This is a genomic window from Streptomyces sp. NPDC000075 (assembly GCF_040301925.1).
In the GTDB taxonomy this organism is placed as follows: domain Bacteria; phylum Actinomycetota; class Actinomycetes; order Streptomycetales; family Streptomycetaceae; genus Streptomyces; species Streptomyces polychromogenes.
The window spans coordinates 20,980-46,862 of record NZ_JBEPFL010000001.1; the positions used below are offsets into that span (position 1 = coordinate 20,980).

The following is a 25,883-nucleotide window of genomic DNA, read 5'->3' on the forward strand; positions in this document are numbered from 1 at the left end:
CCTCAGGGCGGCGCGGGGGCCGGGGGCGCGGCCAGCAGGGCCCACGTGGGGCACCGGTCGACCGGCCGGGGCGGCGGCGGTGGCTGTGGCGCGGGAGGCGGCCGGGAGGCCGGGCGCGCGGCGGTCACGGGCCAGGGCGCCCACCAGTTCCAGGCGCCGGCCAGGCGCATGAGCGCCGGGACGAGCACACCCCGTACGAGCGTGGCGTCCAGCAGGACGCCGAGGCCGGCGCCGATCCCGAAGAACTGCAGGAGGGACACCTGCGAGGTGCCGAAACTGAGCAGGGTGAACGCGAGCAGGGCGCCCGCGGTGGTGACGATGCCCCCGGTGCGGGCGATGCCCGTGACGATCGATCCGGCGTTGTCCTCACCGGCCTCGTGCGCCTCCTTGATGCGCGCGAGCACGAACACCTCGTAGTCCACCGAGAGCCCGAAGACGATGCAGAACAGCAGCACCGGCATGGTCGTGCTGAGCGGGCCGGGGGTGAAGCCCAGCAGGTCGCGCAGGTGGCCCGACTGGAAGATCCACACCATCGCGCCGAGGACGGCCGCGAGGCTCAGGGCGTTCAGCGCGATCGCCTTCAGCGGCAGCAGCAGGCTCCGCGTGAAGCCGAGCAGCAGGCCGAACGTGGTCAGGGCGATCAGGTAGAGCGCCAGCGGCAGCCGCGCCCCCACCGTGGCCTTGGCGTCGACCAGGACCGCGCTCGGCCCGCCGACGAGGACGGAGGTGCCCGCCGGCGCCGGGGTGGCGCGGACGTCGTGCACGAGCCGCTGGGCGGCGCTCGACCGGGGGTCGGCCAGCGGCACCACGGAGAGCTGCTCCGGAGCGGTACCGGCGGCACCCGCCCCGGCGGGCGGCGCCCCCGGGGCGGAGCCGGGAGCGGGCTCCGGCAGGCCCTGCCGGAACCCGACCCCGGGCCCCGTCACCCGGGCCACCTGCGGAAGCTGCGACAGCCTCAGGGCGTAGTCGGCCCGCTCCGACGCGGACACCGCCCCCGACACCACCACCGTGAGCGCGCTCGCGCCCTGCGGGTCGAACCCCTCGCGCACCAGGTCGCCGGTCTGCCGGGCTGCCGAACTCACCGGCAGCGCCCGGTCGTCCGGGGTGGCGAAGCCGGCGTGCGCGAACGGCGCGGCGAGCACCAGCAGCAGACCGATCACGGGCAGCGCCGCGAGCAGCGGACGGCGTACGACGATCCGCGCGAGCCCCTCCCACAGGCGCGAGCGCGCCCCGCTCCGGGCCCGGCGGCGCCACGGCACGGGCCAGGCGTTGACCCGCTCGCCGAGCAGGGCGAGCAGGGCGGGCAGCACCGTCATCGCGCTGACCGCGGCGATCGCCACGACGGCGATGCCCGCGTACGCGAAGGAGCGCAGGAAGTACGGCGGGAAGACCAGCAGGGTCGCGAGCGCGGCGGCGACCGTCGCCGCGCTGAAGCCGATGGTGTGGCCGGCCGTCCGGACGGTCCGCACGGCGGCCTCGCGCGGGGCGTGCCCGGCGGCGAGCTCCTCGCGGAACCGGGAGACGACCAGCAGCCCGTAGTCGATGCCCAGCCCCAGGCCGAGCGCCGTGGTCAGGTTGAGCGCGAACACCGACACGTCGGTGACCCCGCCCAGGAGGCTCAGCACCAGCAGCGTCCCGGCGATCGCCAGCACCCCGATCAGCAGGGGCAGCGCCGCGGCCACCACACTGCCGAACACCAGTACAAGCAGCACCAGGGTCCCGGGGAGGACGACGGCCTCGGCCCGCTTCAGGTCGGACTCCGAGACGTCCTGGAGTTCGGCGTCCACCACCGCCGAACCGCCGACGTGCACGTTCAGGGCCTGCCCGGCGTCCCCCGCCGGGGTGCTCAGCTCCTCGCTCAGCCGCCGGGCCCGCTCACCGAGCCGCTCGCCCTCGCCGTCCAGGTGCGCGACCAGCATGGCCGCACGGCCGTCCCGGCCGCGCAGCCCCGCCCCGGCCGGCGCGGACCAGTACGAGGTCACCCCGCTGACGTACGGTTCGGCGGCGAGCCGCGCGGTCAGGGCCTCGCCCGCACCGCGGGCCGCCGGGTCGTCGACGGAGCCGGTACGGGCCTCGGCGACCAGGATCAGGTTGGGGGCGGCCCCGGCGTGCTCGGCCAGCAGCCGGGCGGCGCGGCTGGATTCCGAGCGCGGATCGTCGTACCCCTGGCTCTTGAGCCGGCCGGTCGCTCCCGCGCCGAACACGGCCGACAGCACGAGGAAGACCAGCGCTGCGAGGAGGACGAGACGGGGACGGCGGGTGACGCGGTCCCCCGCACGACGGAACATGATGCCTCCGGTCCGGACGGGCGCTCCGGCACCCGGGGGTGCGGAGCGGTGGATTTCCACCGTGCCCGGGGGAGGGCCGGGGACCGTAGCCCCGGCTGTTCGTTACTTGACAGGCCCGCGCAGGTAGGCCTCCAGCCCGGCGGCCCCCGCCAGCAGGGCCCGTCCGCGGGCCGACAGGCGGTCCCGCCAGTCGCCGAGCGCGGCCTCCAGCGGCTCCAGCCCGCCTGCCGTCCGCACCCGCTCCAGCAGCGGGGCGATCCGCTCCAGCGGGTAGCCGCCCCGCCGCAGCTGGTGCGTGAGCCGGGCGTCCCGGACGGCGGCCCCGTCGTAGACGCGGTACCCGGTCAGCGGGTCCCGGCCCGGGCGCACCAGCCCGGCGGCCTCCCACTTGCGCAGGGTCGCCGGGCGGATCCCCAGCTCCCGCGCCAGGGGTCCGATGAACCACCCGCCCGTCCCGTCCGGCACCGAGGGGGGCCCGGGCACGGGCGGCAGGTCGCGCAGGGCCCGCTCCACGGCCTCCAGCGTCCGGCGGTCCTCCAGCAGCTGGGCGTGGCTCTGGTCGATGAGCCGGAACGCCTCGTCGGCCGCGCCCCGGTTCACCGCCCGCATCACGGCCGTGGCCGTCGCGTGGCCGTGCCCGGGAACCAGCGCCAGGAACGCGGCCAGGGCCAGGGCGTGCCGGGGGGTGTAGGCGCGGTAGCCCGCGGGGGTGCGGGCGGCCGGAGGGAGGGCGCCGGCCTCCTCGTAGTTCCTGACGGCCTGCGTGGACAGCCCGTGGGCCCGCGCCAGATCGACCGGCCGCAGCTTCCCACCTGTTTGAAGGTTTTCTTCCACACGGACGACGATAGCGCGGTCATTGTCGGCAGAAGTTTCCACCGAAGGTTCAACGATAGCGTTGAAGGCATGGACAACGGCATCAAGGACACCACCCGCGCGCTCGGCGCCGCCGCCCTGATGGCCCTGCTCGGGACCCGGCCCCGGGTGCTCGCCCTGGGCGAGCCCACCCACGGCGAGGACACCCTCCTCGAACTGCGCAACGGCCTCTTCCGGCAACTCGTCGAGGAGCAGGGCTACCGAACGGTCGCGATCGAGAGCGACTGCCTGCGGGGCCTGGTCGTCGACGAATACCTCGCCTCGGGCACGGGCACCCTCGACGAGGTCATGGAACGGGGGTTCAGCCACGGCTTCGGCGCCTCCGCCGCCAACCGTGAACTCGTGCGCTGGATGCGGGAGTACAACGAAGGGCGCCCCGCCCACGACCGGCTCCGCTTCGCCGGCTTCGACGGCCCGCTGGAGATCACCGGAGCGGAGAGCCCCCGCCGGGCCTTCACCGCGCTCCACGGCTACCTCGCGGCCTCGGTGGACCCGCGGCTGCTGCCCTGTACGGCCGGCGAACTCGACCGGCTGCTCGGCGCCGACGACCGGTGGACCGACGAGGGCGTGATGTGGGACCCGGCGCTGTCGGTGGGGCGGTCGGCCGAGGCCCGGGAGCTGCGACTGCTCGCTGACGACCTGGTGGAGCTGCTCGACGAGCAGACCCCGCACCTGATCGCGGCCACCTCCGGGGAGGCCTGGGACCGGGCGCGCCTGCACGGGCGCTCCGCCACCGGCCTGCTGCGCTACCACCACTGGATGGCCGACGGGTCGCCGGCCCGGATGACCCGCCTGCTGGGCGTGCGCGACCGGATGATGGCCGACAACCTCCTCGCCCTCGCCGAACGGGGCCCGGTCCTCGTCTTCGCGCACAACGCCCATCTCCAGCGGGAGAAGAGCTCGATGCCGATGGGCGGGAACCCGGTGGAGTGGTGGAGCGCCGGTGCGCTGGTGGCCGCCCGCCTCGGCGCGCGGTACGCCTTCGTGCCCACGGCCCTCGGCACGATCCGGCACCGCGGGGTGGACACCCCGGAGCCGGAGAGCGTGGAGGGGCTCCTGTACGGGCTTCGGTACGACCACTGCCTCGTCGACGCCCGCCGGCTGTCCGCCACCCTCGGCGGTACGCCGCCGGGGCGGACCTCCGGCTGGTTCGGCTACGCCCCGCTCGACCCGGAGCACCTGGCCGCGAGCGACGGCCTGCTCTTCGTCAGCGACCTCCCGCCGGAGGCGGGGCCCCGACGGGAGGTCTGACGTCCGGGTCAGTACCCGGGCTGGTTGTTCTGGTTCTGGTTCTGGTTCTGCCGGTTGTCGTTCTGCTGGTTGTTCTGGTTGTTCTGCTGGTTGTGGTTCCGGTTCTGGTTCTGCTGGTCAGGGGCCTCGGTCTGGGGCGCGGGGGCCTGGGTGTACGGCCGTTCGGTCTCGGGCGCCCGGGTGGGGGGCGGAGGGGTGACGGGGGCCTGGGTCGGCGTCGGAGGCGGCGCCGGGGGCTTCTCCGGCGGCTGGGTCGTCGGGGCCTGGGTGGCCGTCCGTCCGGTGGCCGGGGTCTCGGTGGGCGTCGGGGCGGGGAGCGTCGGCGTCGGCGTCGGCGTGACGGCCGGGGTCTCGGTCTCCTTCGTCGGAGTCGGAGTCGGCGTCGGAGTCGCTTCCGTGGTGGGGGTGGGCGTGGGGGTCGGCGTGGCCGGAGTCTCGGTCGCCGGGCTCGGGGTGGCCCCGGTCGGGGTCTCCGTCGGCGTCTTCGGGCCCGGGGTCCGGGTCGCCGGGGACTGGGTGTTGGTCGGAGTGTTGGTCGGAGTGCCGGTCGGCGGCTTCGTGACGGGGGACTCCGTGCCCGTCGGCGGCCTGGTGCCGGGCGTGTGCGTCACCGGCGGGGACGGCGGGGAGGTCGGCCAGTGCCGGGGCGGGGGCGGGGCGGGCTTGTCGTGGTGGACCTGGTCACCCGTGTACCGGTGGACCCACTGCTTGTCCCTGGAGTCGTAGATGACGAAGACGTTGATCACGGTGGTCGAGCGGTTGACGACCACGACGTTCTGCGGCTGGTAACCGGGCCAGCTGGGCCCCTTCTGCCGGGGTGTTCCCGGCTGCGGTACCACCCGGCTCAGCGGGTTCCCGCAGGCGCAGCGCACCTTCGGCTCGCCGTACTTGTCCACGAGCACGGCGGTGCCCGCCTGGAGCACGGACTGGTAGCTGGTGGCGACGCCGTCGCGGAAGCCGTGGTTGGTCACGCGGGTGTCCGAACGCAGCTGCACGGGCGTCAGCGACCGCAGGTAGGCCGGGACCGTGGACTCCTGTACGCCCACCACCGAGGCGAAGGCGCGGTTCCTGGCCGGGTCGGCCGACAGGTAGCGGATCTGCTTCTCGACGTCGCAGCTGGCGGTGTTGCGGCTGCCGCCGTAGAGGCCGGGCTCCGACCCCGCCACGCTGGAGATGGTGTCCTTCTTGGCGGGGGCCGTGCTCGGCGCGGCCGCCGGGAGGGCCGTGGTGGTGTTCGCCGTCGACGGGGTGTACGGGTCCACTCCCGCGTCGTCCGTGGGCTGGAGGATGACCTCGCCGGCCGTCGCGGTGTCCCCGCCCGGGCGGCCGAGGACCACGGCGAGTATCACGGCGACGACCACGGCCGCGGTGATGGCGGCGATCCTCGGTACAGACCGCCACCAGGGGCGGTGACCGTCCCCGCCCGAGGGCGGCGGGGGTCCGCCGGGGCGCGGGCCCCCGGGACCGGACGGAGGACCTCCGGGACCGGACGGCGGGCCGCCACCCGAGGGCGGGGGCGGCGGAGGGACCCCCGCCCCCTCCCCGGACGGGCGTCCGGAGAGGGGGCCGGAGGGCGGGCCGGTGGGACGCTCTGACAGTGGTTCGGAACTCACATTCCCCTCCCACCGGATGGGCACAGGAAAGGCGAAACCCCGCATGGAATGCGTTTTATGCAATTTCATCCGAGTTTCACACCGTTAGCGCCTATTGTGTGCTCCGGCACCGTGGGATCCGCAAGCCGAACGGGCTACGCCCAGGACGCGGCGACCACGGAGCGGCGTGCCGCCGTCAGGTGGGCCGAGGCCGCCAGCCAGGCCCAGGCGTACCCGTCGGCCGAGGGGTCGGTGAGCCGGCCGAAGGCGTCCCTGGGCCGCCGGTCCGCCTCGGCGACGAGGGCGGCGGCCAGGCCGGCCGCCGCCGTGAACCCGGACCGGCGCAGTGGCCCGTACGCCGCCGCCTGCTCGGGGGCCCGCGCCGCCTCCGCCACCGCCCGGCGCCCGCCCGCGACCCCCGCCTCCAGCAGCCGGCGCACCCGCCACAGCGGCGCGTCGGCCAGCGGATCCGGGCCCGGCTCGACGGGACCGGGCGCGGCCGCCGGGGCCTCGCCGGTGACGTGGGAGCCCTGGAGCCGGTCGTAGCCGAGGTCGGCCCGGTCCCGCCACTCCGGCGGCAGCCGCAGCGTGTACGCGGCGCCGGGTACCGGCCCCACCGCGAGCGGCCGCAGCGTGGCCGCCCGGTCCGGATCCGGGCGGCCCACCACCCGCAGCGCGAGCCCCGGCCAGCCGGCCAGGCGGCGCAGGTTGGCGGTGTGCGCCAGCTCCGGGTGCGGGTGCGCCGGGGCCAGCCGCAGCAGGGGCGCGTCCGCCCGTACCGTGCCGTCGGCCGACAGCTCCCGTACGAGGAGGTGCTCGCCCGACGCGCCCGCCACCTGGACCGCGCAGCCCAGCAGGCCGGGCTCGGCGTCCCGCGCGAGCAGCTCGGCGACGGCCTCGGCCGCCGGGCGGGCGAACAGGGCGGCCAGTGGCTCCCGGTCCCAGGAGACACCGGGTACGGGCGTGGCCCGCACCCCGCGCCCGGCGCCGAGCCGCCCGTCGGCGGAGACGGTCGCGCCCGCGATGCGCAGGCCGCCGCGCGCGAGCCCGGCGTGGTCGAGCACACCGCCGCCCAGGGCCACGGAGGCGGCCCCCGCGCCGCGCGCGCGGGCGAGGCCGCCGGGGCGGACGTCCGACAGCGAGTAGGGGACGCCGTCCGCTCCGAGGAGGTGGGTGACCACGCCGCCGTAGCCGGTAGCCGTCAGCACGGGCTCCCGGCACAGGCCGTGGACCCGGAGGCTGCCCCCGGAGGCGTAGGCGCGCCGGGCGCTCCCGGTCAGCCCGGGCCCGCCCGTGCCGGCGGCGAGCAGCGCGGCGGTGCGCAGCAGCGCCTCGAAGGCGGCGGCCAGGTCGGCCAGCCGCTGGCCCGCGCCGTGCTCCCGCGCCGCCCGGAGTCCCCGCACCACCCGCAGGGCGGCGGCCTCGGCGCCGGGCAGCCCGGCGACCCGCGCCGTGTGCGCGGCCCGCAACAGCTCGGCCTGCACCACGGCACCCCCGGCGGCCACCCCGGCGGCGAGCGCCTCGGCCCCGACCGCCCAGAGGGAAGCCCCGGCCCGCACCTGCGCGGCCGTGGGCACGGGGGCACCCCCGTCCCCGCCCGGGGCGACGGGGCCGCCCGGGTCATGCGTCCGTCCGGCGGCGCCGGTCCCGCCCGGGGCCACGCCCTCGCCCCCGCCCGGGGAGCCGTGCCCGCCGGGGGAGCCCGTCACGGCTCCCGGGACGGTCACGGCGGCCGTCGCCGGAGCCGTGCCGTCGGCGCGATCGGGGGCAGCGGCCGCCGGGAGGTTCTCCTGCCCGGCGGCCGGGCCCGCGCCGGGGTCCCGGCGGAGCCCGGGGAACGGCGGAAGGGCGGGGAGGGGACCGGCCCCGCAGGGCGACGCCGCTTCCTCGTCCCCGACCCCGGCCTCCGCCTCAGACGGGCCCTCGGCGGCCGGAGCCGGGTCCTCCGCCCCGCCCGGCCAGGGCCACGCGTCCGCCACCGGGGACGCCGTCAGGACCGCCGCGCGGTGCAGGCAGCGCGGGGCCAGGAGGCAGGTGCAGACGGCCTGCGCGGCCTCCGCCACCACCCCCGAGGGCCCCGGGCGCAGCGTGACCGCCGCGTCCTCGCCGAACCGGACGGTGACGCTCCCGTCCTCCCCGGCGGCCGCGCGCTCCCCGCAGCCCTCCACGGCGGCGTCGAGCTTCTTGCGCAGCCGGGCGCTCAGGTCCTCCACGGCCCGCGCCGTCACCTCGGCGGCGACGGGCGGCAACAGCGGGCTGGTCATCAGGGCTCCCCACGGAGTCGGTCGCCCACCCAGCGGGCGAGGGCGAGAGGGCTGAGCGCGGCCACCGGCATCCCGGCCGCGACGAGCTGCCGCGCCACCGGGACCGAGTACCGGGGCGTGCCCGAGTCGTCGAGGGCGGCGCAGCCCAGCAGGTGGGCGCCGGAGGCGGCCAGCGCGCGGACCTCGGAGAGCAGGCCGCCGACCGGGCCGCCCTCCTCGAAGTCGCTGACCACGACGACGAGGGTGCGGCTCGGCACGGTGATCAGCGACCGGGCGTGCGCGAGGCCCGCCGCGATGTGCGTACCGCCGCCGACGCGGACCTCCAGCAGCAGCGAGAGGGGGTCGGCGACCCAGCCGGTGAGGTCCACGACCCCGGTGGAGAAGGCGAGGAAGTGCGTGGACAGGGTCGGGACCCCGCCCAGCACGGCCGCCGTGAGCGCCGACCAGATCACCGACGCCTCCATCGACCCGGAGACGTCCACCACCAGGATCAGCCGCCAGTCCGCCTCACGGGACGCGCGGGTGCGGAACACCGGCCGCTCCGGGACCACCACCACCCGGCCGTCGTCGAAGCGCCGGGTGTGCGCCAGATTGGCCCGCAGGGTGCGCGCCAGGTCGAGCCGGCCGCCGGGACGGCGGGTCGGACGCGGGGTGGACAGGCCCGACAGGGCCGGTCGCATCCGGTTGGCCAGCTGCGCCGTCAGCTCGTCCACCAGCCGTTTCACCAGCGGCCGCAGCCGGGCGAGCTGCTGCTCGGGCATTCCGCCGGCCAGCGACAGCACGGAGGTCAGCAGTTCCACCGAGGGCCGGACCGAAGCCGGGTCGAGCTGGGCCAGCACGTCGGTACGGCCCGCGCCCGCCGCGTCCGCGAGCACCTCCTCCCGTACGTCGGCGCCGAACAGCGACTCCAGCTCCCGCGACCACTCGCGGGCCGTCGGGAAGGAGGGCCCGTCCCCGCCGCCGGGACCGGACCGGCCCACGTCCCTGGAGCCCTCCCCGCGCCCCGCGCCGTACAGCTCGTCGAGGGCGCGGGCGTAACGGTGCGCCCCGGCGGGCAGCCGGTCGCGCTGCCGTCCCAGCAGCAGCCGCCACCGGTCGGCGGCGACCAGCCGCGGTCCGTCGCCGGTCTCCGCCGGCCGCCCGGGCGCGGCCTCGGGGACGGCGGCCGCCTCCGGGGGCAGGTCCGCAGGGGCCGGCGCCGCCGGGTGGGCCGCCGGTTCCACCGGCTGCCCCGGGTGCGCGCGTGCCGCCGCCGCGTCGGCCGCCCCCGACGGGGGCGTCGGCAGCGGGAGTTCCTTGAGGGCGGCCAGGCCGGCCGCGTCGGCGGCGGCCCAGAGGGCGAGGAGGGCGGGCGGTGCGTCGAGGGTGAGGTCGGGGCGGTCGCCGAGCCGTTCGGTCACCGTGTCCAGCAGCCGGTCCCGCGCCGCCGGGGCGAGCGTGTCGAAACCGGCGCGCAGCGCGGGCAGCCGCTCCAGGAACGCCCCGTCGGCCAGGCCGTCCACCCGGTCCAGCAACGGCACCAGCGCCGCCGGGGAGGTCTCCAGCAGAGGCCCGGCGGCCGTGAGCAGTCCGGCCAGCCGGCGGGCCAGCGCGCGCCGGCCGTCGGCCGTGGCGGCGCCGTCCACCCAGGCGGCGGCGCGCTCACCGAGCCCGGCCGCCGGATCCAGGTCCAGCAGCACCCGTACGGCGAGCGCCGCACCCCGCATCAACGGGCTGCCCCCATCGGCCAGTTCCGCGAGCGCGGCGTCCATCCGCAGCCCCAGCCGACGGGCGGCGGCCCGGTCGGACAGGGCCACCAGGGCAGCCGCGTCGGCGGGGTCGTCGCTGCCCGCGAGACCGGGCAGCGAGCGTACGGCGGTGTCCAGCAGATCGCCGCCCAGCGCCTCGGCGACGGCCCGCGCCCCGGCGGAGGCGCCGGGCAGGTGGCCGCGCCGCAGCCCCTCCAACAGGTCGACGGCTTCGAGGAGTTCCGCCACGCCGGCGGTCTCCGGCAGCACGGCGGCCGCCTCCGCCAGCCGTACGTCGACCAGTTCGGGCAGGTCGCAGCGGGCGGCGGCGGCCAGCCCGGTCAGTACCTGCGCGGCCGTCGGGCCGCCCTCGGCGGCCTGGCGGCGCGCGATGTCGCGCAGCGTGCCGGCGGCCGCCTGGGCGGCGGTGACGCCGCGGACCCCCGCGAGGTCCAGGCGGGCCGGGACGGAAGGGGTCCAGGCCAGCCGCCACTTGCTCCCCAGGGCGGTGCCGTCGCCGGTGGCGGCCACGGCGACGGGTTCCCCGTACGAGGCCCCGCACACCAGCAGCCGCTGGAGCAGCACCTCGCGGCGCCCGTCCAGCTCGGAGCGCAGCGGGTCGAGGCGCACCTCGCGCGGGGCCGGGTCCTGCGGGGACGGCAGCCGCAGGCCGGCCAGCTCCTCCTCCACGGAGGGGCCGAGCCCCGAACGCGGGGCGCGCGGCGTGGTCCGGCCCCGGCCCGTACCGACGAACACCACCTCCAGGGCGGAGGCCAGCGCCCGCCCCCGGCCCAGGGGTTCGCCCTGCCCGAGCACCGTCGTGACGGCCTCGAGCAGCTCGCCCCGGCCGGGCGCGGGCAGCCCGCGCAGCACCGCCAGGTCGCAGGCCAGCCGCAGGGTCTCGGCGGCCTCCCCGGTCCCGGCGGTGTGCCCGGCCCGGCGCAGCTCGCGGCACAGCCGCGTCAGGGCCGCCGCAGCCGCCTCCCGCAGCCGCACCGGATCCCCGCCCGCCTCGAAGACGGCCTGCTGCCACAGCGGATCCCGGATCCCGGCGGGGTACCCGGAGCGGGAGTCGAGCAGATCGTGGGAGTACGCGACGAACGAGGTCACCACGTCCTCGGCCGGGTGCCCGGCGTCGTCGCCCTCGCGCGGCCCCGGAACCGGGGCGCCCGCGAGGAGCGCCGGGGCGTGGAAGGCGCCGACGACCGCCGCCACCCGCCGGCCGCCCCCGGCGGCCGTGGCCAGGACACGCCGCATGTGCGACTCCCGCGCCAGGTCGGTCGCCGGGACGGTGCCCGCGTCCGCGCGCAGGGCCCAGCCGACGCCGAGGGCCGCGCGGCGCACGGCCTCCGGGGCGCAGCCGGGGGCCAGGACCTCCACGGCCCGGTCCCACATGTCGTCCCCGTCGCGCCCGGACCCGGACGCGGCGAGCGCGTCCGCGTACGACCGCCGCCCGGCGGCGGACCCGGGCCCGGGACCGCTCCGGCCGGCCGGTACGTCCGCCTCCGCCGGGCCGTGATCCGCCCCGGGCGCGCCGGCGCCCTCGGGGACGGACCCGGCCGGGACGGGGAGGGACCAGCCGCCGTCCGACAGCGGGAGGTCGCAGCACAGGACCTCCACGCCGCGCTCCCGCGCCCAGCGCAGCGCCGCCAGTTCCGGGGAGAAGTCCGCGAAGGGGTAGAAGGCCAGCCGGCCCTCGCGGCCCAGGCCCGCCAGGGCCACCGGGGCGACCGTCTCCGGGTCGGCCAGGTGCGTCAGCCACGGCTGGAAGTCGGCCGGCAGCTCCACGCAGACCACCTCCGGGTTCGCGGCGTCCAGCAGCGCCGGCACCACCGCCGCCAGCGCGGGGCTGTGGTGCCGTACGCCCAGCAGGTACGGCTCGCGCGAGGCGGCCAGGGCGTCCACGGCCTCCCGCGGGCCGGCGGTGAGCCTCAACGCAGGCTCCCGCGCAGGTCCCAGAGCCGGCGCCACATCGCCGAGCCGTCCTCGGCCCGGCGGCGCACCGGGCCGTCCCAGTAGCCCAGCAGCCGGCCGTGGTCGGCCGGGTCGTCCTTGCGGACGACGCCCAGCAGGTGCCCCGGCAGCAGGTCCAGCACGTCACCGCCCGGCAGGTACGCGGCCGCCACCCCCAGGGAGGCCGCCACCTGCACCGCCTCGGCCGTGGACATGACCGTCCCCGGCCGCTCCACGTCCCAGCCCTCCGCGCTGCGCCCCGAACGCAGGTCCCGGAAGACGGTGACGAGCGCGTCGAGCACGCTGTCGTCCACCCCGAACGCCGCCCCGGCCCGCTCCACGGCGGACACGGCCTGCCGGCGGATCAGCGCGGCCTCCGCGTCCGGGTCCGAGATCGGTCCGACCGTCTCGAAGTTGAAGCGCCGCTTGAGCGCCGCCGACATCTCCGACACGCCCCGGTCGCGCAGGTTGGCGGTGGCGATGACGGTGAAGCCGGGGGCCGCCGAGACCACCGAGTCCTGCGTCGACGTCAGCTCGGGCACGCTCACCCGCCGGTCGGACAGGATCGACACCAGCGCGTCCTGCACCTCGGGCAGACAGCGGGTGATCTCCTCGACCCGCACCACCCGGCCCGCGCGCATCGCCGCCAGCACGGGCGAGTCGACCAGGGCCTGCCGGGTCGGGCCCTGCGCCAGCAGCAGCGCGTAGTTCCAGCCGTACCGGAAGGCGTCCTCGGTGGTGCCCGCCGTGCCCTGCACGGTGAGCGCGCTGGTGCCGCACACGGCGGCCGACAGCAGCTCGGACAGCATCGACTTGGCGGTGCCCGGCTCACCCGTGAGCAGCAGTCCGCGCTCCCCGGCCAGGGTCACCACGCAGCGCTCCACCAGCGCGCGTTCGCCGACGAACTTCGGCGCGATCACCAGCTTCGACGGCAGTCCGGCGCGCCGCCCGGGCAGCGCCAGCTCCTCGCCGTCGCTGCCGCACACGAAGGTCACCACCGCGCGCGGGGTCAGCGCCCAGCCCGGCGGGCGGGGGCCGCTGTCCTGGGCGGCCAGGAAGGCCAGTTCGGCGGCGTACCGCTCCTCGGCGGGCACGACCTGCCGTGCGGGAGCGGACGGTTCGGTCACGGTCATGGTCAAGTCCTCGTGTTCTCGGCTTCAGCCGTACGGAAGGGAAAGAGGAAGGGGCCCGGCGGGGGCGGGGCCGGTCACGGCCCGCGCCCCCGCCGGGGCCGGTCAGGGGCGGCGGCTCAGCGCCGACGGCCCGCGGTGCGCTTCACCTTGAGCTCCTCGAAGCGCGGCACGTCGCCCTCGCGGACCCGCGCCCACGCCCGGCGGTACAGCTCCGCCGCCGGCTCGGCGGGCACCAGGACGCCCAGCACCGGACGGCCGCCCGGCGCCACGGCGTACATCGGCAGCTTCCACTGCTCGACGGGGAGCGCGGGCGAGGCCGGCTCGGCCCACGGGCCGGGCAGGAACAGGGAGCGCCCGGCCCGGCTGCGGGTGGCCGTGACCACCAGGTCCGTGGCGGCCAGCTCCGCGCGGGCGACCTTCAGCCGGGCCGGCTTCCAGCCCGTCCAGCGGGCCGTGTTCCGGTCGGTCGGGTCGGGCATCGCCAGCAGCGCCAGGTAGAGGACGGCCGCGTCCGCGCCGAGCCCGTACCGCGCGGACACCTCCGCCACCAGCTCCGGCACGCTGCGGCCCGGGTCCTGCGGCCACCAGGTGCCCTCCCCGTCCACCGTGCCCGCCACCGGCGCCCCCGGGTCGGCAAGCAGCGCGGCGAAGGCCGGGTCGTGGGCCAGGCGCAGTGCCGTCTCCGCGGGGAAGGGCAGCTGCTCGCCCCCGCGCAGCAGCGGCAGGTACGGGTCGCAGCCCGTCGAGTCGAGCAGCGCGGGGCGCAGCGCGGGCCGCGGCCGGTCGTCGTGCGTGGCCAGCACCACCGCCCCGTACCGCTCGTATCCCTCCCCGGTCTCGGTCGGGGTCCCGGCCGCCTTGCGGAACTCGGGCAGGTGCAGGTAGTGGCCCACGCTCAGCAGCAGTCCGGGCGCGGCCAGCCGCTGCCGTACGGCCGTCAGCGCGGGCGGCAGGCAGGCCCGTACGGGGTGCCCGGCGGGCAGCCGGTGCGCCAGCCAGGCCGTGAGGCCCACCGCTCCCGTGAGCACGCCGGTGTCGAAGGTCTGACCGCCCGGGACCACCGGTTCGACGTGGTCGCCGGTGACCGCCCAGGCGGTGTCGGCGGACAGCACCGGGGAGGCGGCGGCGTCCAGCAGCGCGGGCAGCGCGCGGTGCGGCGCCCAGGTGCCGCGCACGTCCTTGGCGGCGTCGGCGAGCAGCCACTCGGGCACCGGCGTACGGCGGCCCGCGCGCCGGACCCACACCCGCGCGGCGGCCTGTACGTCCGGCCCGTCCGTCCACAGCCGCGCCGGGTCGGCGGGCAGCAGCGCGGCGACCAGCTCGCGCCGGACGGCCGGGGTGAGTTCGCGGAGGTCGTCGCGGGCGTGCGCGGCCTCGGTGGCCTTGACCCCGAGGAGCGCGCGCGTCTCGGCGTCCAGGAACCCGCGTTCGTACGTCTCCAGGTGCGGCAGGCCCGCGACGACCAGTGCGGCCGTGGCGGCCGACACCCCGGTCAGCCGGCCGAACTCCGCCGCGGCCTCCGGGAACCACGGCGCCGGACCGCGTTCGGCGGCCTCCTTCAGGAAGGCCTCCAGCCAGCCGGCCGCGCGCTCGGGGTCGCCGACGGTCGCCGCCGCGCCGACGCCGGTGTAGGGCCCGGGCACGGCGAAGGCGCCGGCCGGGTCGTGCAGCAGCGCGTCGAACTCCCGCACCCGGGTGTCCTCCTTGACCTGTTCGTTCAGCACGAGCAGCGCGCCGCCGCCGAGCGGCAGCACCGCGCGGTGCCGGCCGCCCTTGCCCCGCTCCCGGCCGTCGGCGCCCAGCAGGTGGCCGGTGTCGATGCGCACCGTCAGCCGCCGCCAGTGGGCGGCGAAGGTCTCGGCCGAGGCCAGACCCAGGCCGTCCACCTCGGACAGGACCCGGCACAGGGCGGCCCGCTGCTCCTCGGTGGTGCCGGCGGCGCCCGAGACCGCGCGGTAGGCGACGGCGGCGGGAGCGTCCAGGAACAGCCCCGCCCAGGGCAGCGAGGACGCGGCCAGCTTCGGCACGTCCACGTGCAGCCGGCCCGGCACCGCCTCGGCGGCGGTGTCGGCGGCGGCCGCCCGCATCCGGCGCAGCAGCGCGAAGGTCGCGGAGCCCTCCCCGCCGTAGTAGCGGTGGTACGGGGTGCCCGTCAGCCCGTGCAGGGCGGCGGTCAGCAGCTGGTCGGCGGGCCCGCGGTCCACGGGCTGCTGCGGAGGGGCCGCAGGCCGGCCGGCCAGCGACTGGGCCACCCGGGCCAGTGCCTTGCGCTGGACCAGCGCGCAGCGGACGGCGTCGGCGACGCCGCCGATCAGCGCGGGTTCGCCGATCGCGGGCAGGGCCTCGCGGACCAGCGCGGGCAGCTCCTCGCGCTTCTCCGCCTCGGCGGCCGCCTTGAGCAGCGCTCCGGCGGTCGTCGCGTCCAGGGAGCGCAGCGCCGCCGAACCCTCGGGGTCGCGGGGGCGCAGGCAGTACCAGTAGGCGAGCGGGGGGAGTTCCGCCTTGCCGGCCGCGTGCGGGGCGCCGTGGTGATCGGCGGTGGTCCGGGAGGTGACGGCCCCGTCGGGGTCGACGAGGCAGAGGGTCCGCCAGTCGCTCGTCACCGCGCGGAGCCGCTCGTCGCCGGGCAGCCGGACCGCCGCGTGCGGCCTGGCGCCGCCCTCGGGGACGGTGACCCGGCCGCCGGCCGGGTCGCTGCCCTCCCAGCCCCGGCCCGGGACGCGCACGGCGCGCCAGCCCGCCAGTCCGTCGGCGGGCGTGCCCAGCACGGAGCCCTCGACGGCGGGGGCGGGGCGCAGCCAGTTCTGGCCGATGTTGTCGGGCAGGGTGCTGCCCCGCGGGTGGCCGTGCAGGGCGTCGGCGAGGAAGCCGGGCAGCGAACGCCGGCCGGTGGCCCCGGTGGCCGGGTCGTACTCGGCCCAGCCGTGGTCGCCGTCGTGGCCGCCCTCCCACGCCCAGTACGAGGTCCCGTCGGAGATGACGGGGCGCTCGGCCGGGAGCCGGCTGTCGCCCCGGTGCAGCACCCCGAGGCCGGTGGTGCGGCCGCCGCCGGGCAGCGGCAGGCTCGCGTGCCCGGAGCGCATCGACCAGTACGTGGCCGAGGAGTCCAGGGTGAGGACCTCGTCCGGGGCGCTGAGCCAGTAGCCCTCGACGGGGCCGTTGTAGGTGGCCCAGAAGACGAGCAGGTCCCCGTCGGTGTAGTGGAAGCCGAGCTGGCGGTTGCTGACGGAGGGGGCCCGCAGGTCGTGCGTGAGCACGGTGGAGTCGGCGTCGAGGACGCGGACCTGCGTGGAGTTGGCGACGATGACGTACGGCCAGGCGTCCATCACGGTCAGGTGGCCCCGGCCCCGGCCGGGCGTCAGTTCGCGGACGGCGCTCTCCCACGCGGGCCAGACCAGTTCCTCGAAGAGGCCGCCGCGCAGGGTGCGGGCGAGGACCTCGTCCAGGTCGGCGGCCGCGGCCGCGGCCACCTCGGCCGGGGCCAGTGCCAGGGCTTCGGAGGGCAGCCAGGTCAGCCGCCGGATCGCCTCGGGCAGGTCGGGCAGGGCCGTCGCCGTGGACTCGGCGGCCACTCCGCGCACCCAGTCGGCGAGCAGCGGGGCGCTGCCGGGGGTGACGGCGAGCCGCCGCACGGTCTCGCGGCCCTGCGACATGTGGCTGTTGAACCGGTCGAGGGTGCGCAGGAACGCCGGGCGCAGCCGTTCGTCGGCGCACAGGGCCCGCAGGTCGCGGGGGTGCTCGGAGCGGTGCCAGGCCTCCAGGCCCAGGAGGGCGTTGGAGTCGTCCCCGGGGCCGGCGACGGGCAGGTCCAGGGAGAGCAGCAGGTCGAGCAGGTTGACGTCCTGGAGGCCCAGACGCAGGCCCTGCTCACGGCCGGGCAGGGCGAGTTCGGCGCGCAGCGGGCCGGCGCAGCGGGTGACCAGCTCCAGCAGGGCCGGGACGGCGGGCGGGGTGCCCCAGCCGGCGTGCCGGGCGGTGTGGAAGCGCTCCAGCCAGCCGGCGGTGCCGTCGGGGGAGCGCTGCTCCTCGGGCACGGCGTCGTCGCACAGGCCGGCGGTGGCGCCGGACTCCTCCAGTACCTCCAGCCACATCGCGGACAGTTCGCCCGCCTCACCGGTACCGCCCGGCACCATGCCGAGCAGGGTTCCCCGTACGGAGGGCACCCGCTTGGCCAGTGCGACGAGCGCGGCGCGGTGGGACTTCCACCAGCCGGAGGCGGCCCGCAGGGTGGCGGGCAGCGGCAGCAGCTCGGCCAGGTACTCCTGCTCGGGCACGCCGCCGGTCAGCCCCGCCGCGCGGGCGAGGCGGCGCAGCTCCGTCGTGGCCTGAGCCGACGGCGGGAGCCCGCCCGCGGTGCGGCGCACGCACAGGCGGCGGAAGCGGGTGAAGGCCTCGGCGGGGGAGACCCGCTGGGAGAGCTCCTTGCCGTAGCCGGTGAGCACCTTCACCGGCAGGGCCCCGGCCAGGGCGAACTCCAGGAAGACGGCGTCGAGGCGGTCCTCGTCGACGGCCAGGCCGTAGCGGGCCTCGGCGGCGCGGGCCCGGCCGAACAGCTGGGCGGCGTACGTGGTGTTCTCGACGGCGAGGAAGACGCGCGCGGCCTGCTCGTGGAAGACGGGCAGGAAGTGCGGGAGGGAGGCGGCGAGCCGCTCGGAGATCTCGGTGCAGGCGTCGAGGGCGGCCTTGGGCTTGGTCTTCGCCTGCCGGGCCAGCCGGTCCAGCTCCGGGACCAGGGCGAGGGCGTGGTGGCCGTCCTCGGGGTGGTGCACCAGCACCCATTCGGGGAAGCCGAGCGCCTGCCGGCGGCCGAGGCCCACGACGGCAGGCTCGCCCTCCGGTACGAGGCCCAGGAATCCGGCCGCGAGGTCCTCGGCGGCGCCCAGTTCGGCGGCGGCGAGCCGGACGACGAACCGCTCGTCCCCCAGCGCCGGGTGACGGTACGTCCGGGCGGTCAGCGGGACGGCGCCGGGGCCCGCGTCGGCGGTGCCGGCGGGCAGGACCGCGCCGGCGGCGAGGAGTTCGGCGCTCGCCGTGCGGGTACCGGCGCCGGCCCCCGTGTCCGTGCCCGTGTCCGCGCTCGTGTCCGTGCCCGTGACGGCCTGTGCGTCGGTGGTCCCGGTGCTCATGCGTTCCCGCCCTCCTCGATCTTGCGCCCGGCGTACAGCGCCGCGGCCATCCGCATCCCCTCGGACCAGGCCACCGGTCCGACCTCGCCGAGCCGTACGGCCCGGCCCTCCTCGTCGTGCCAGCTCAGGGCGCCGGTCTCCGACTCGTCCTCCCAGTAGGGCTCGCCGATCCACACGGCCGCCTCCACCGTTCGGCCGCCGTCGCGGACCCGGCTGGTGGCGTAGCCGCCGGAGACGCGGTAGCCGAGGCCGGTGGCGCGGGCCGCGAGGCTGAACCGGGAGGGGAACTTCCCGCCCGCGTACTCCCGTACCTCGGTGGCGGAGTCCTTGACGTCCTCGGGCCGGGTCCAGGTCGCCCGGTGGATCTGCTCCACGCGCTGGGTGATGTCCAGTTCGGCCGCGAACTCCCGTACGTCGTCGAGGTCGGGCAGCAGCACCGGGTGCGGCAGGGTCACGGTGCGCGGGGAGAGGCGTACGGTCTCGCCGTCGAGGTTGACCACCTTGAGCTCGCCGGCGTCGGTGGCGTCGCGCAGGAAGCCCACCTCGTCGGGGTCGGCGTCGCCGACGACGGCCAGGTCGCGCAGGGCGGCCTGCCAGGCCTCGTCGCGCCAGACCCGGGCCAGGAGGGCCGTGGGCACCGGCAGCGAGGAGACCATCCAGGCGTCCACCTGGGCCACGCAGGCGGCCTCGTGCCGGTCGAGCCACTCGGCGAGCCGCCGCAGCCGGTCCACCTCGGGATGGTCGCGCAGCGCCTTGGGGACCGCCTTCAACTGCCGACCCGCGGGCCGTCGTACCGCGACCCGTCCTTCCACGAGGGAGACCTCGTACCCCTCGTCCAACGCCAGCCAAGCCATCAGCCGTGCCCCTCCGCCTGTCCGAAAACCATCTTGCGCAGCCCGAAGGAAGGCTCCAACGCCTGCCGGGCTGCGGTATGTCGGGAGACTAGCGAGCCCCACTGACAACGCCGTTGGGCGGGTGCGCGCGGTGGCGGGAACACCACTGCCCCCGGTCCGTGGGACCGGGGGCAGTGGTGGGGGCGCCGGGGGTGACGGGCCCGGACGTAAAGGGGGTCAGCGGGCGGCGGCGGCGGTGTCGGCGGCCTTCTCCGGCGCGGTGCTCGGGGCGGCGGCCTGGACGACGCGCGGGCCCTGACCGGAGCGCAGGCCCAGCCAGCTGATGAGCGCGACCAGCGCGAACGCGGCGGCGCCGATCCAGAAGGTGAGGGTGAATCCGGACTCGGCCGGCAGCGGCGGAACCCCCTTGGGGAGGTGCTCGATCGTCTTGGACGCCAGGATCGTGGTGACGATGGCGCTGCCGATCGCGCTGCCGGTGGAGCGGGAGATGGAGTTGATGCCGTTGGCGATGCCGCTCTGGTGGTGCGGGACGCTGGACATGATCACGGCGGGCATGGCCGCGTAGCCGAAGCTGACGGCCGCGCCGACCACGACGCCCGCGCCGATGACGGAGGCGGTGTGGCCGTGGTCGAGTGCCAGCCATCCGAAGCCGGCCGCGCCGAGGGCGGCGGCGACGGAGAGCGCCAGGCGCGGTCCGCGGTGGCGCACCAGCTGGCCGCCGACGGGCGAGGCGAGCAGGGAGACGATGGCGCCGGGCAGCAGGAACTGGACGGACGCGCGCAGGATGGAGGCGTCGAAGCCGTAGCCGGTGAGCTTCTGCGGCATCTGGACGAGGTAGGAGACACCGAGGAAGTTCGCGAACATGCCGAACCCGACGAGGATGCCGGCCAGGTTGGCCATGAGCACCGGGCGGTGGACGAACATCTTCATGTCGACGAGCGGCTCGGCGACCTTGCGCTCGACCAGTACCCAGACGGCCGTCATGACGGCGGCGCCGGCGAAGCTGCCCAGGGTGCGGGCGGAGGACCAGCCCCACTCGTGGCCCTGGGAGATGGGCAGCAGGAGCAGCAGCAGGGCGATGCCCAGGGTCAGCGCGCCGAGGAAGTCGGTGCGGCCGCCGGTCTTGTGGCGGGTCGCCGGGACGAGGAAGAGCACGGCGAGCAGGGCCAGCGCGGCGAAGCCGGTGGCCATCCAGAAGGCGTTGCGGTAGTCGGCGCCCTCACCGGAGGTCAGCAGGCCGGTGGCGACCAGCGCCAGGCCGCTGCCGAACGCGAGGGTGCCGCTGACCAGCGCCATCGCGCCGGGGAGCTTCTGCGGGCGGACCTCTTCGCGCAGCACGGACAGGGCCAGCGGGAAGATCGCGGTGGCGGAGCCCTGGAGGACCCGGCCCAGGATCAGCAGCGGCAGCGAGCTCGCGAGCGCCGCGACCACGGAACCCGCGACCATCACGCCGAGGACGGCCACCAGGGTGGGCTTCTTTCCGTGCTGGTCGCCGAAACGGCCGAGCAGCGGGGTGAAGACGGCGGCCGACAGCAGGGTGGCGGTGGTCACCCAGCTGACGTTGGCGGTGGAGGTGCCGAGGTCGTTGCGGATCAGGCCCAGGATCGGTACGGGCAGGGTCTGCATCATCGACACGACCATGGCGGCGAGGCTCAGGGCGAAGACGATGACCGTCTCGTTGCCCTTCCTGCCTTCTGCGGGGATGGATGCGGCGGAGCTCATGGCTGCGGGGACCTTCTCAGTGCTTCGGGGTCCTGCGTCGGGTTGTTTGAGGACGCAGATGTTTTATGTCATCAAGTACTTCTCCGAAGGTAGCCAGAGATACTTAAGGTGGTCAAGTAAAAGGTTGATAATGTCAACGATCCTCGCGTAGGGTTCCGGGGCATGAGCACCACCGCGATCCACCGCCCCGCCAAGCTCGAGCTGCTGGAACTGCTCGCCGCGATCGGCACCGCCCAGTGGCGGGACTTCGCCGCCGCGGCCGCCCGGTACGGGCTGACCTCCACCCAGGCCAAGGTCCTCGCCCAGCTCCAGGGCCCCGTGCCCATGCGCGGCCTGGCCTCCCTGCTGGCCTGCGACGCCTCGAACGTCACCGGGATCGTGGACCGGCTGGAGGCGCGTGGGCTGGTGCGCCGCGAGCCCGAGCCGAGGGACCGCCGGGTCAAGAACGTCGTCGCCACCGACCTGGGCCGCGAGACGATGCGGCGCGTGCGCGAGGAGATGCAGGCCACGCACGGGGCGCTGGACACGCTGGACGAGGTGGAGAGCGCGACGCTCTACGCCCTGCTGGAACGCCTGCGCCCGACGCTGGAGCGCGGCCCGCAGGCCTGAGGTCCCTCAGTCCCGCCCGACGGAGTCGACCGCCGCGTCCAGGGCGGCCGTCAGGCGGCCCAGGCGCTCCTGGAGCTCGCGGATCTCGCCGAGCTCGAACCCGGTGGCCCGGGCGATCCGGCGCGGCACCTCGGCCGCGCGCTCCCGCAGGGCCGCGCCGTCCTCCGTGAGCACCGCGTGCACGGACCGCTCGTCCTCGGTGCTGCGCTCGCGGCGGATCAGGCCCGCCGCCTCCAGGCGCTTGAGCAGGGGGGAGAGGGTGCCCGAGTCGAGCCGCAGGTGCCGTCCCAGCTCCTTGACCGGCATCGTTCCGTGCTCCCAGAGCACCAGCATCACCAGGTACTGGGGATAGGTGAGCTCCAGGTCCTTCAGGATGACCCGGTAGAGGCCGCCGAAGGCCCGGTTCGCGGCGCCCAGGGCGAAGCAGATCTGCCCGTCGAGGCGCAGGAAGTCCTGATCGCGGAGGGTGTCGCCGGGCTGCTCGGTCATGCCGGCCAGTCTACCCGAGCCGACTTGCGAGCGATTGAGTTGTGCGCAATTGAATTGTGTGCTCTAGTTGTGGTCGAGGGTCGGCCCCACCGGCCGCACCGCCCCTGTGAAAGGACCTCCCGATGGACGCGCTGTACACCGCCGTCGCCACCGCCAACGGCCGTGAGGGCCGCGCCGTCAGCTCCGACGGCCAGATCGACCTCGCGCTCGCCATGCCCCCGGCGCTCGGCGGCAACGGTCAGGGCACCAACCCCGAGCAGCTCTTCGCCGCCGGCTACGCCGCCTGCTTCGCCAGCGCGCTCGGCCTCGTCGGCCGCCAGGCCAAGGTCGACACCGGCGACATCTCCGTCACCGCCGAGGCCTCCATCGGCCAGGACGCGACCGGCTTCGGCCTCGCCGTGACCCTGCGCATCGAGCTGCCCGAGTCCCTGGAGGGGGAGACCGGCGCCCTGCTCGTCAAGCAGGCCCACGAGGTGTGCCCGTACTCCAAGGCCACCCGCGGCAACATCCCCGTCGAGCTCGTCATCGAGTAGCCGACCGGCCGCCGCCGCTCAGGCGGTGCGCCGCGCGGCCACCACCGCGCAGGCCACCGCCAGCGGCAGCTCCGCCCCCGCCGCCAGCAGCAGCGCCAGGCCCTGACCGGACGTCCCCATCGAGGTGGTGACGTCGAACCAGGCGTCCATCGCCAGCAGCGCCGCCGTCGCCGCCGCCACCGGCGCGACCCGCGGATCGCCCTGGCGCAGCAGCAGCCCCGTCCCGGTCAGCCCGGCGGCCAGCATCGCGTCGAGGCCTATCCAGGCGGCCGGCCAGTTGGACACCTCCGCCGTCGCCGGCATCGTCTTCGCCAGCACCACCATCCACGGCAGCAGCGCCATCCCGCACCCGGTGAACACCGTCGCGAGGCGGGGGAGGCGCCGGCCCGCCCACCCGGACCGCCCCCGCCCGGCCGGCGTGCGCCGCGCGGCGGTGCTGCGGCGGGGCTGGAACTGCGGGGCGGCGATGGCCATGGCTGCGGGTCTCCCTCCGGTCCGGCGGTCCGTCCGCCGGGCACACCACCACTCTGTCCGCCGGCGCGCCCGCGATCACTGGCCCCACCGTCCGAACCGGGGGTGGTGCCAGGTACACCCCCCACCGGGCACCAGGGTGGTGGCGGCCACCCTGACCTGTGCGATTACCGTACGGGTATGGCAACTTGGGGCGCCCTGAAGCGTTCGTACACCTGGACCGCGGCGCACACCCCGTGGTCGGCCTGGGCCTGGCGCAACACCGCCTTCAGCACCGCGGCGATCCCGCCCGCGCTGCCCCTGGTGACGGGCTTCCTCCTGCTGACCGCGGCCCCCGGCCGCAGCGGCCTCCCGCTGCTGCTCGTCGTGCTGCTGTGCCCCCTCCTCACGAGGCTCCAGCGCAGCCGCTTCCGGGTGCTGCTCGGCCTCGACGTGCCGCCCGTCGTCCACGCCCACCCCTGGCGGACGGTGCGCGGGCTGGCCGAACGGCTGCGCTCCGAGGCGACCCGGCGCCAGTACGCCTACCACCTCGTCGTCAGTCCGCTCGCCGCCCTCGGGGCCGCCCTCGTCGTGCTCGCCTGGGCCGGCGGCCTCGCAGGCGCCTCCGCCTACGCCTGGGTCTGGGTGATCCCCTCCGACGACGCCTTCCCCGAGGCCGGCTGGACCCGCCAGTACGACCTCCTCACCGTCGGCGGCGCCCTCACGCTGCTCGCCGCGCCCTGGATGGCCGCCGTCCTGACCCGGCTCGACGCCCTCGCCGCCGCCTCCCTCCTCGGCCCCAACCGGGCCCGCGAACTCCAGCGCCGCGTCGAGGACCTCGCCGAGAGCCGCGCCGGGGTGCTGGACGCCGCCGACATCGAACGCCGCCGCATCGAACGCGACCTGCACGACGGCGCCCAACAGCGCCTGGTCTCCCTCGCCATGAACCTCGGCATCGCCCGCGCCACCCTCACCGGCCTCCCGCCCGAGGCCAAGGCCGTCATCGACGAGGCCCACCGGGAGGCGAAGGAGGCCATCGAGGAACTCAGCAACCTGGTACGGGGCCTGCACCCGGCCGTCCTGGAGGACCGCGGCCTCGACGCCGCCCTCTCCGGGATCGCCGCCCGCGCCCCGCTGCCCGTCGAACTCACCGTGGACCTCGCCGAACGCCCCGGCCCCACCGTCGAGGCCGTCGCCTACTTCGTCGTCTCCGAAGCCCTCGCCAACGTCGCCAAACACGCCCGCGCCCGCCGCTGTTCGGTCACCGTCACCCGCGTCCCGGGCGGACCGCGCGGCGACCTGCTGCGTGTCGTCGTCACCGACGACGGGGTCGGCGGCGCGGACCCGGCCGGCGGCACCGGCCTGACGGGCCTGCGCAAACGCGTAGGGTCGGTCGACGGAACCATTCTGATCAACAGCCCCCAAGGGGGCCCGACCGTCGTCACCGTGGAGCTGCCGTGCGGGCTGTGATCGCCGAGGACTCCGTCCTCCTGCGCATAGGTCTTGTCAAAGTCCTGGAAATGGCCGGATTCGAGGTGGCCGCCGAGACCGGCGACGCCGAGGGGCTGCTCGCCGCCGTCGAGGAGCACCGGCCCGACCTCGCCCTCGTCGACGTCCGGATGCCGCCCGGATTCACCGACGAGGGTGTCCGGGCCGCCCTGATGATCCGCAGTCAGAGCCCGGGCACGGCCGTCCTGCTGCTCTCCCAGTACGTGGAGGAGCGCTACGCCGCCGACCTGCTGTCCTCCCAGAGCGGGGCGGGCATCGGCTACCTGCTCAAGCAGCGCGTCGCCGACGTCGAGGAGTTCATCGACGCCCTGCGCCGCGTCGCGGCCGGCGGCACGGCCCTCGACCCGCAGGTCGTCGCCCAGCTGCTGCTGCGCCGGGGCGGGCCCGACCCGCTGGAACGGCTCACCCCGCGCGAGCGCGAGGTCCTCGCCCTGATGGCGGAGGGCCGCTCCAACGCGGGGATCGCGGACGGACTCGTCGTGAGCGAGAGCGCGGTGGCCAAGCACATCAACAACATCTTCACCAAGCTCGACCTGCCCCCCGCCGCCGAGGCGCACCGGCGGGTCCTCGCGGTCCTGCGCTTCCTGGACGGCGCCTCGTGAGCGGCCCCGCCGACGGCCCGGCCGCTCCGGGCCGGGCCGCTCCCGCCCCGGGCGGCCCGGCCGCTCCCGTCCCGCGCGGACAGCGCCTCGCCTGGTACACGGCCGCCGCGCTGAGTGCCGTCCTCGTGGTGGCCGCGGCCGGCTGGCAGGTACGGGCGGACATCGGCGCCCGCACGCGCACCGTCACCGGAGGCAGCGCGGGGCGGGCCGTCACCGCGGTGGAGGTCGTCGGCGGTGAGGCGGACGTGACCGTCACCCCGCGCGGGGACCAGGAGGTCGGCTACCGGGCCGCCCTCACCTGGACCTTCAAGGAACCGTTCGTCGAGGAGAGCTGGCTCGGCGACACCCTCAAGCTGAGCCCGCGCTGCCCCGGGGAGGGCATCGGAGTCGCCATCGGCACCGGATGCTCGGTCCGCCTCGCGGTGACCGTCCCCACCGGAATCCCGGTCAGGGTCTCCGGGGGCTCCGGCCGGGTCACCGTCAGCGGTCTCGCCGGCGCCGTCGACGCCGACATGGGATCGGGGAACCTGGTCCTGGCCGACCTGCGCGGCCCCCTGCGGGCCAGGGTCGGCTCCGGCACCCTGCGCGCCACCGGCCTCACCGCCCCCGACACCGACGTCCGCGCCGACACCGGGCACGCGGAGGTCACCTTCGCCGCCCCGCCGGACCGGGTCACCGGCCACGTCGGCGCCGGCCGCCTGGAGATCGGCCTCCCCACGGCCACCCGCTACCGCGTCAGCTGCCGTGCGGGCGCGGGCCGTTGCGAGACGGAGGACGCCCTGCGCGACCCCTCGGCCACCCGCGTCCTGGACCTGGAGGCGGGCGCCGGCCACGCCAGCGCCGGCTACCGCCGCGCATCCGCCCCCTGACCCGGACTGCCCCCCGGACTGACCCGCACTGACCCGGCC

The 25,883-nt window shown here is 76.6% G+C and carries 16 protein-coding genes and 1 pseudogene; 6 read left to right on the plus strand and 11 right to left on the minus strand.

Annotation, left to right across the window (positions count from 1 at the left end; all coding sequences use genetic code 11):
• Positions 1-2 precede the first annotated feature (2 nt).
• Both ABT403_RS00085 and ABT403_RS00090 read right to left on the minus strand, forming a co-directional pair.
• Positions 3-2,288 carry an MMPL family transporter gene (locus tag ABT403_RS00085; protein ID WP_344168043.1) on the minus strand — a complete coding sequence of 762 codons (2,286 nt, stop codon included), beginning with the start codon at positions 2,286-2,288 and terminating at the stop codon, positions 3-5.
• A gap of 102 nt (positions 2,289-2,390) precedes the next feature.
• Complete coding sequence (locus ABT403_RS00090; RefSeq protein ID WP_344168040.1) at positions 2,391-3,122, minus strand: TioE family transcriptional regulator; 732 nt, start codon at positions 3,120-3,122, stop codon at positions 2,391-2,393.
• Positions 3,123-3,191: 69 nt separating this feature from the next.
• Between ABT403_RS00090 and ABT403_RS00095 the strand changes: the two genes are divergently transcribed.
• Complete coding sequence (locus ABT403_RS00095) at positions 3,192-4,412, plus strand: erythromycin esterase family protein (protein WP_344168037.1); 1,221 nt, start codon at positions 3,192-3,194, stop codon at positions 4,410-4,412.
• 338 nt (positions 4,413-4,750) lie between these two features.
• Here the strand turns inward: ABT403_RS00095 and ABT403_RS00100 are convergent.
• The 7 genes and pseudogenes from ABT403_RS00100 to ABT403_RS00130 form a co-directional block, all read right to left on the minus strand.
• Positions 4,751-6,025, minus strand: a pseudogene (locus ABT403_RS00100) (DUF6777 domain-containing protein); the annotation flags it as partial.
• 134 nt (positions 6,026-6,159) lie between these two features.
• The gene (locus ABT403_RS00105; RefSeq protein WP_344168031.1) at positions 6,160-8,268 is read right to left on the minus strand and encodes a hypothetical protein; all 2,109 of its coding nucleotides are present in this window, start codon (positions 8,266-8,268) and stop codon (positions 6,160-6,162) included.
• The gene (locus tag ABT403_RS00110; protein WP_344168028.1) at positions 8,268-11,930 is read right to left on the minus strand and encodes a DUF5682 family protein; all 3,663 of its coding nucleotides are present in this window, start codon (positions 11,928-11,930) and stop codon (positions 8,268-8,270) included. Before ABT403_RS00110 ends, ABT403_RS00105 begins: the two co-directional genes overlap by 1 nt.
• Positions 11,927-13,081 carry an ATP-binding protein gene (locus tag ABT403_RS00115; RefSeq protein WP_425580323.1) on the minus strand — a complete coding sequence of 385 codons (1,155 nt, stop codon included), beginning with the start codon at positions 13,079-13,081 and terminating at the stop codon, positions 11,927-11,929. The genes ABT403_RS00110 and ABT403_RS00115 overlap by 4 nt, the downstream gene beginning before the upstream one ends.
• A gap of 116 nt (positions 13,082-13,197) precedes the next feature.
• Positions 13,198-18,207 carry a DNA-binding protein gene (locus tag ABT403_RS00120; RefSeq protein WP_344168022.1) on the minus strand — a complete coding sequence of 1,670 codons (5,010 nt, stop codon included), beginning with the start codon at positions 18,205-18,207 and terminating at the stop codon, positions 13,198-13,200.
• Positions 18,204-19,061, minus strand: coding sequence for a DUF4132 domain-containing protein (locus ABT403_RS00125; protein WP_344168019.1), 858 nt, complete (start codon positions 19,059-19,061; stop codon positions 18,204-18,206). The genes ABT403_RS00120 and ABT403_RS00125 overlap by 4 nt, the downstream gene beginning before the upstream one ends.
• Positions 19,062-19,277: 216 nt before the next feature.
• The gene (locus tag ABT403_RS00130) at positions 19,278-20,783 is read right to left on the minus strand and encodes an MFS transporter (protein ID WP_344168016.1); all 1,506 of its coding nucleotides are present in this window, start codon (positions 20,781-20,783) and stop codon (positions 19,278-19,280) included.
• Between the two features lie 162 nt (positions 20,784-20,945).
• On the opposite strand from ABT403_RS00130, the gene ABT403_RS00135 reads away from it, so the two are divergent.
• The gene (locus ABT403_RS00135) at positions 20,946-21,392 is read left to right on the plus strand and encodes a MarR family winged helix-turn-helix transcriptional regulator (RefSeq protein ID WP_344168013.1); all 447 of its coding nucleotides are present in this window, start codon (positions 20,946-20,948) and stop codon (positions 21,390-21,392) included.
• A 6-nt stretch (positions 21,393-21,398) separates the two neighbouring features.
• On the opposite strand, the gene ABT403_RS00140 is transcribed toward ABT403_RS00135, so the two are convergent.
• Positions 21,399-21,881, minus strand: coding sequence for a MarR family winged helix-turn-helix transcriptional regulator (locus ABT403_RS00140; protein ID WP_344168010.1), 483 nt, complete (start codon positions 21,879-21,881; stop codon positions 21,399-21,401).
• A gap of 122 nt (positions 21,882-22,003) precedes the next feature.
• Here ABT403_RS00140 and ABT403_RS00145 point away from each other — a divergent pair, with 122 nt between their 5' ends.
• Positions 22,004-22,414, plus strand: a complete 411-nt coding sequence (locus ABT403_RS00145) for an organic hydroperoxide resistance protein (protein WP_079424070.1) — start codon at positions 22,004-22,006, stop codon at positions 22,412-22,414.
• Between the two features lie 18 nt (positions 22,415-22,432).
• On the opposite strand, the gene ABT403_RS00150 is transcribed toward ABT403_RS00145, so the two are convergent.
• Positions 22,433-22,888 (minus strand): hypothetical protein, encoded by a 456-nt coding sequence (locus ABT403_RS00150; RefSeq protein WP_344168002.1) that lies wholly within the window; start codon positions 22,886-22,888, stop codon positions 22,433-22,435.
• A gap of 177 nt (positions 22,889-23,065) precedes the next feature.
• On the opposite strand from ABT403_RS00150, the gene ABT403_RS00155 reads away from it, so the two are divergent.
• The 3 genes from ABT403_RS00155 to ABT403_RS00165 are packed head-to-tail and all read left to right on the plus strand — an operon-like array spanning position 23,066 to position 25,844.
• Positions 23,066-24,334, plus strand: coding sequence for a sensor histidine kinase (locus ABT403_RS00155; RefSeq protein ID WP_344167999.1), 1,269 nt, complete (start codon positions 23,066-23,068; stop codon positions 24,332-24,334).
• On the plus strand, positions 24,322-24,975 hold the full coding sequence (locus ABT403_RS00160; protein WP_344167996.1) for a response regulator transcription factor: 654 nt from the start codon (positions 24,322-24,324) through the stop codon (positions 24,973-24,975). Before ABT403_RS00155 ends, ABT403_RS00160 begins: the two co-directional genes overlap by 13 nt.
• Positions 24,972-25,844: a DUF4097 family beta strand repeat-containing protein gene (locus ABT403_RS00165; RefSeq protein WP_344167993.1), complete on the plus strand. Its 873-nt coding sequence runs from the start codon at positions 24,972-24,974 to the stop codon at positions 25,842-25,844. Before ABT403_RS00160 ends, ABT403_RS00165 begins: the two co-directional genes overlap by 4 nt.
• Positions 25,845-25,883 lie beyond the last annotated feature (39 nt).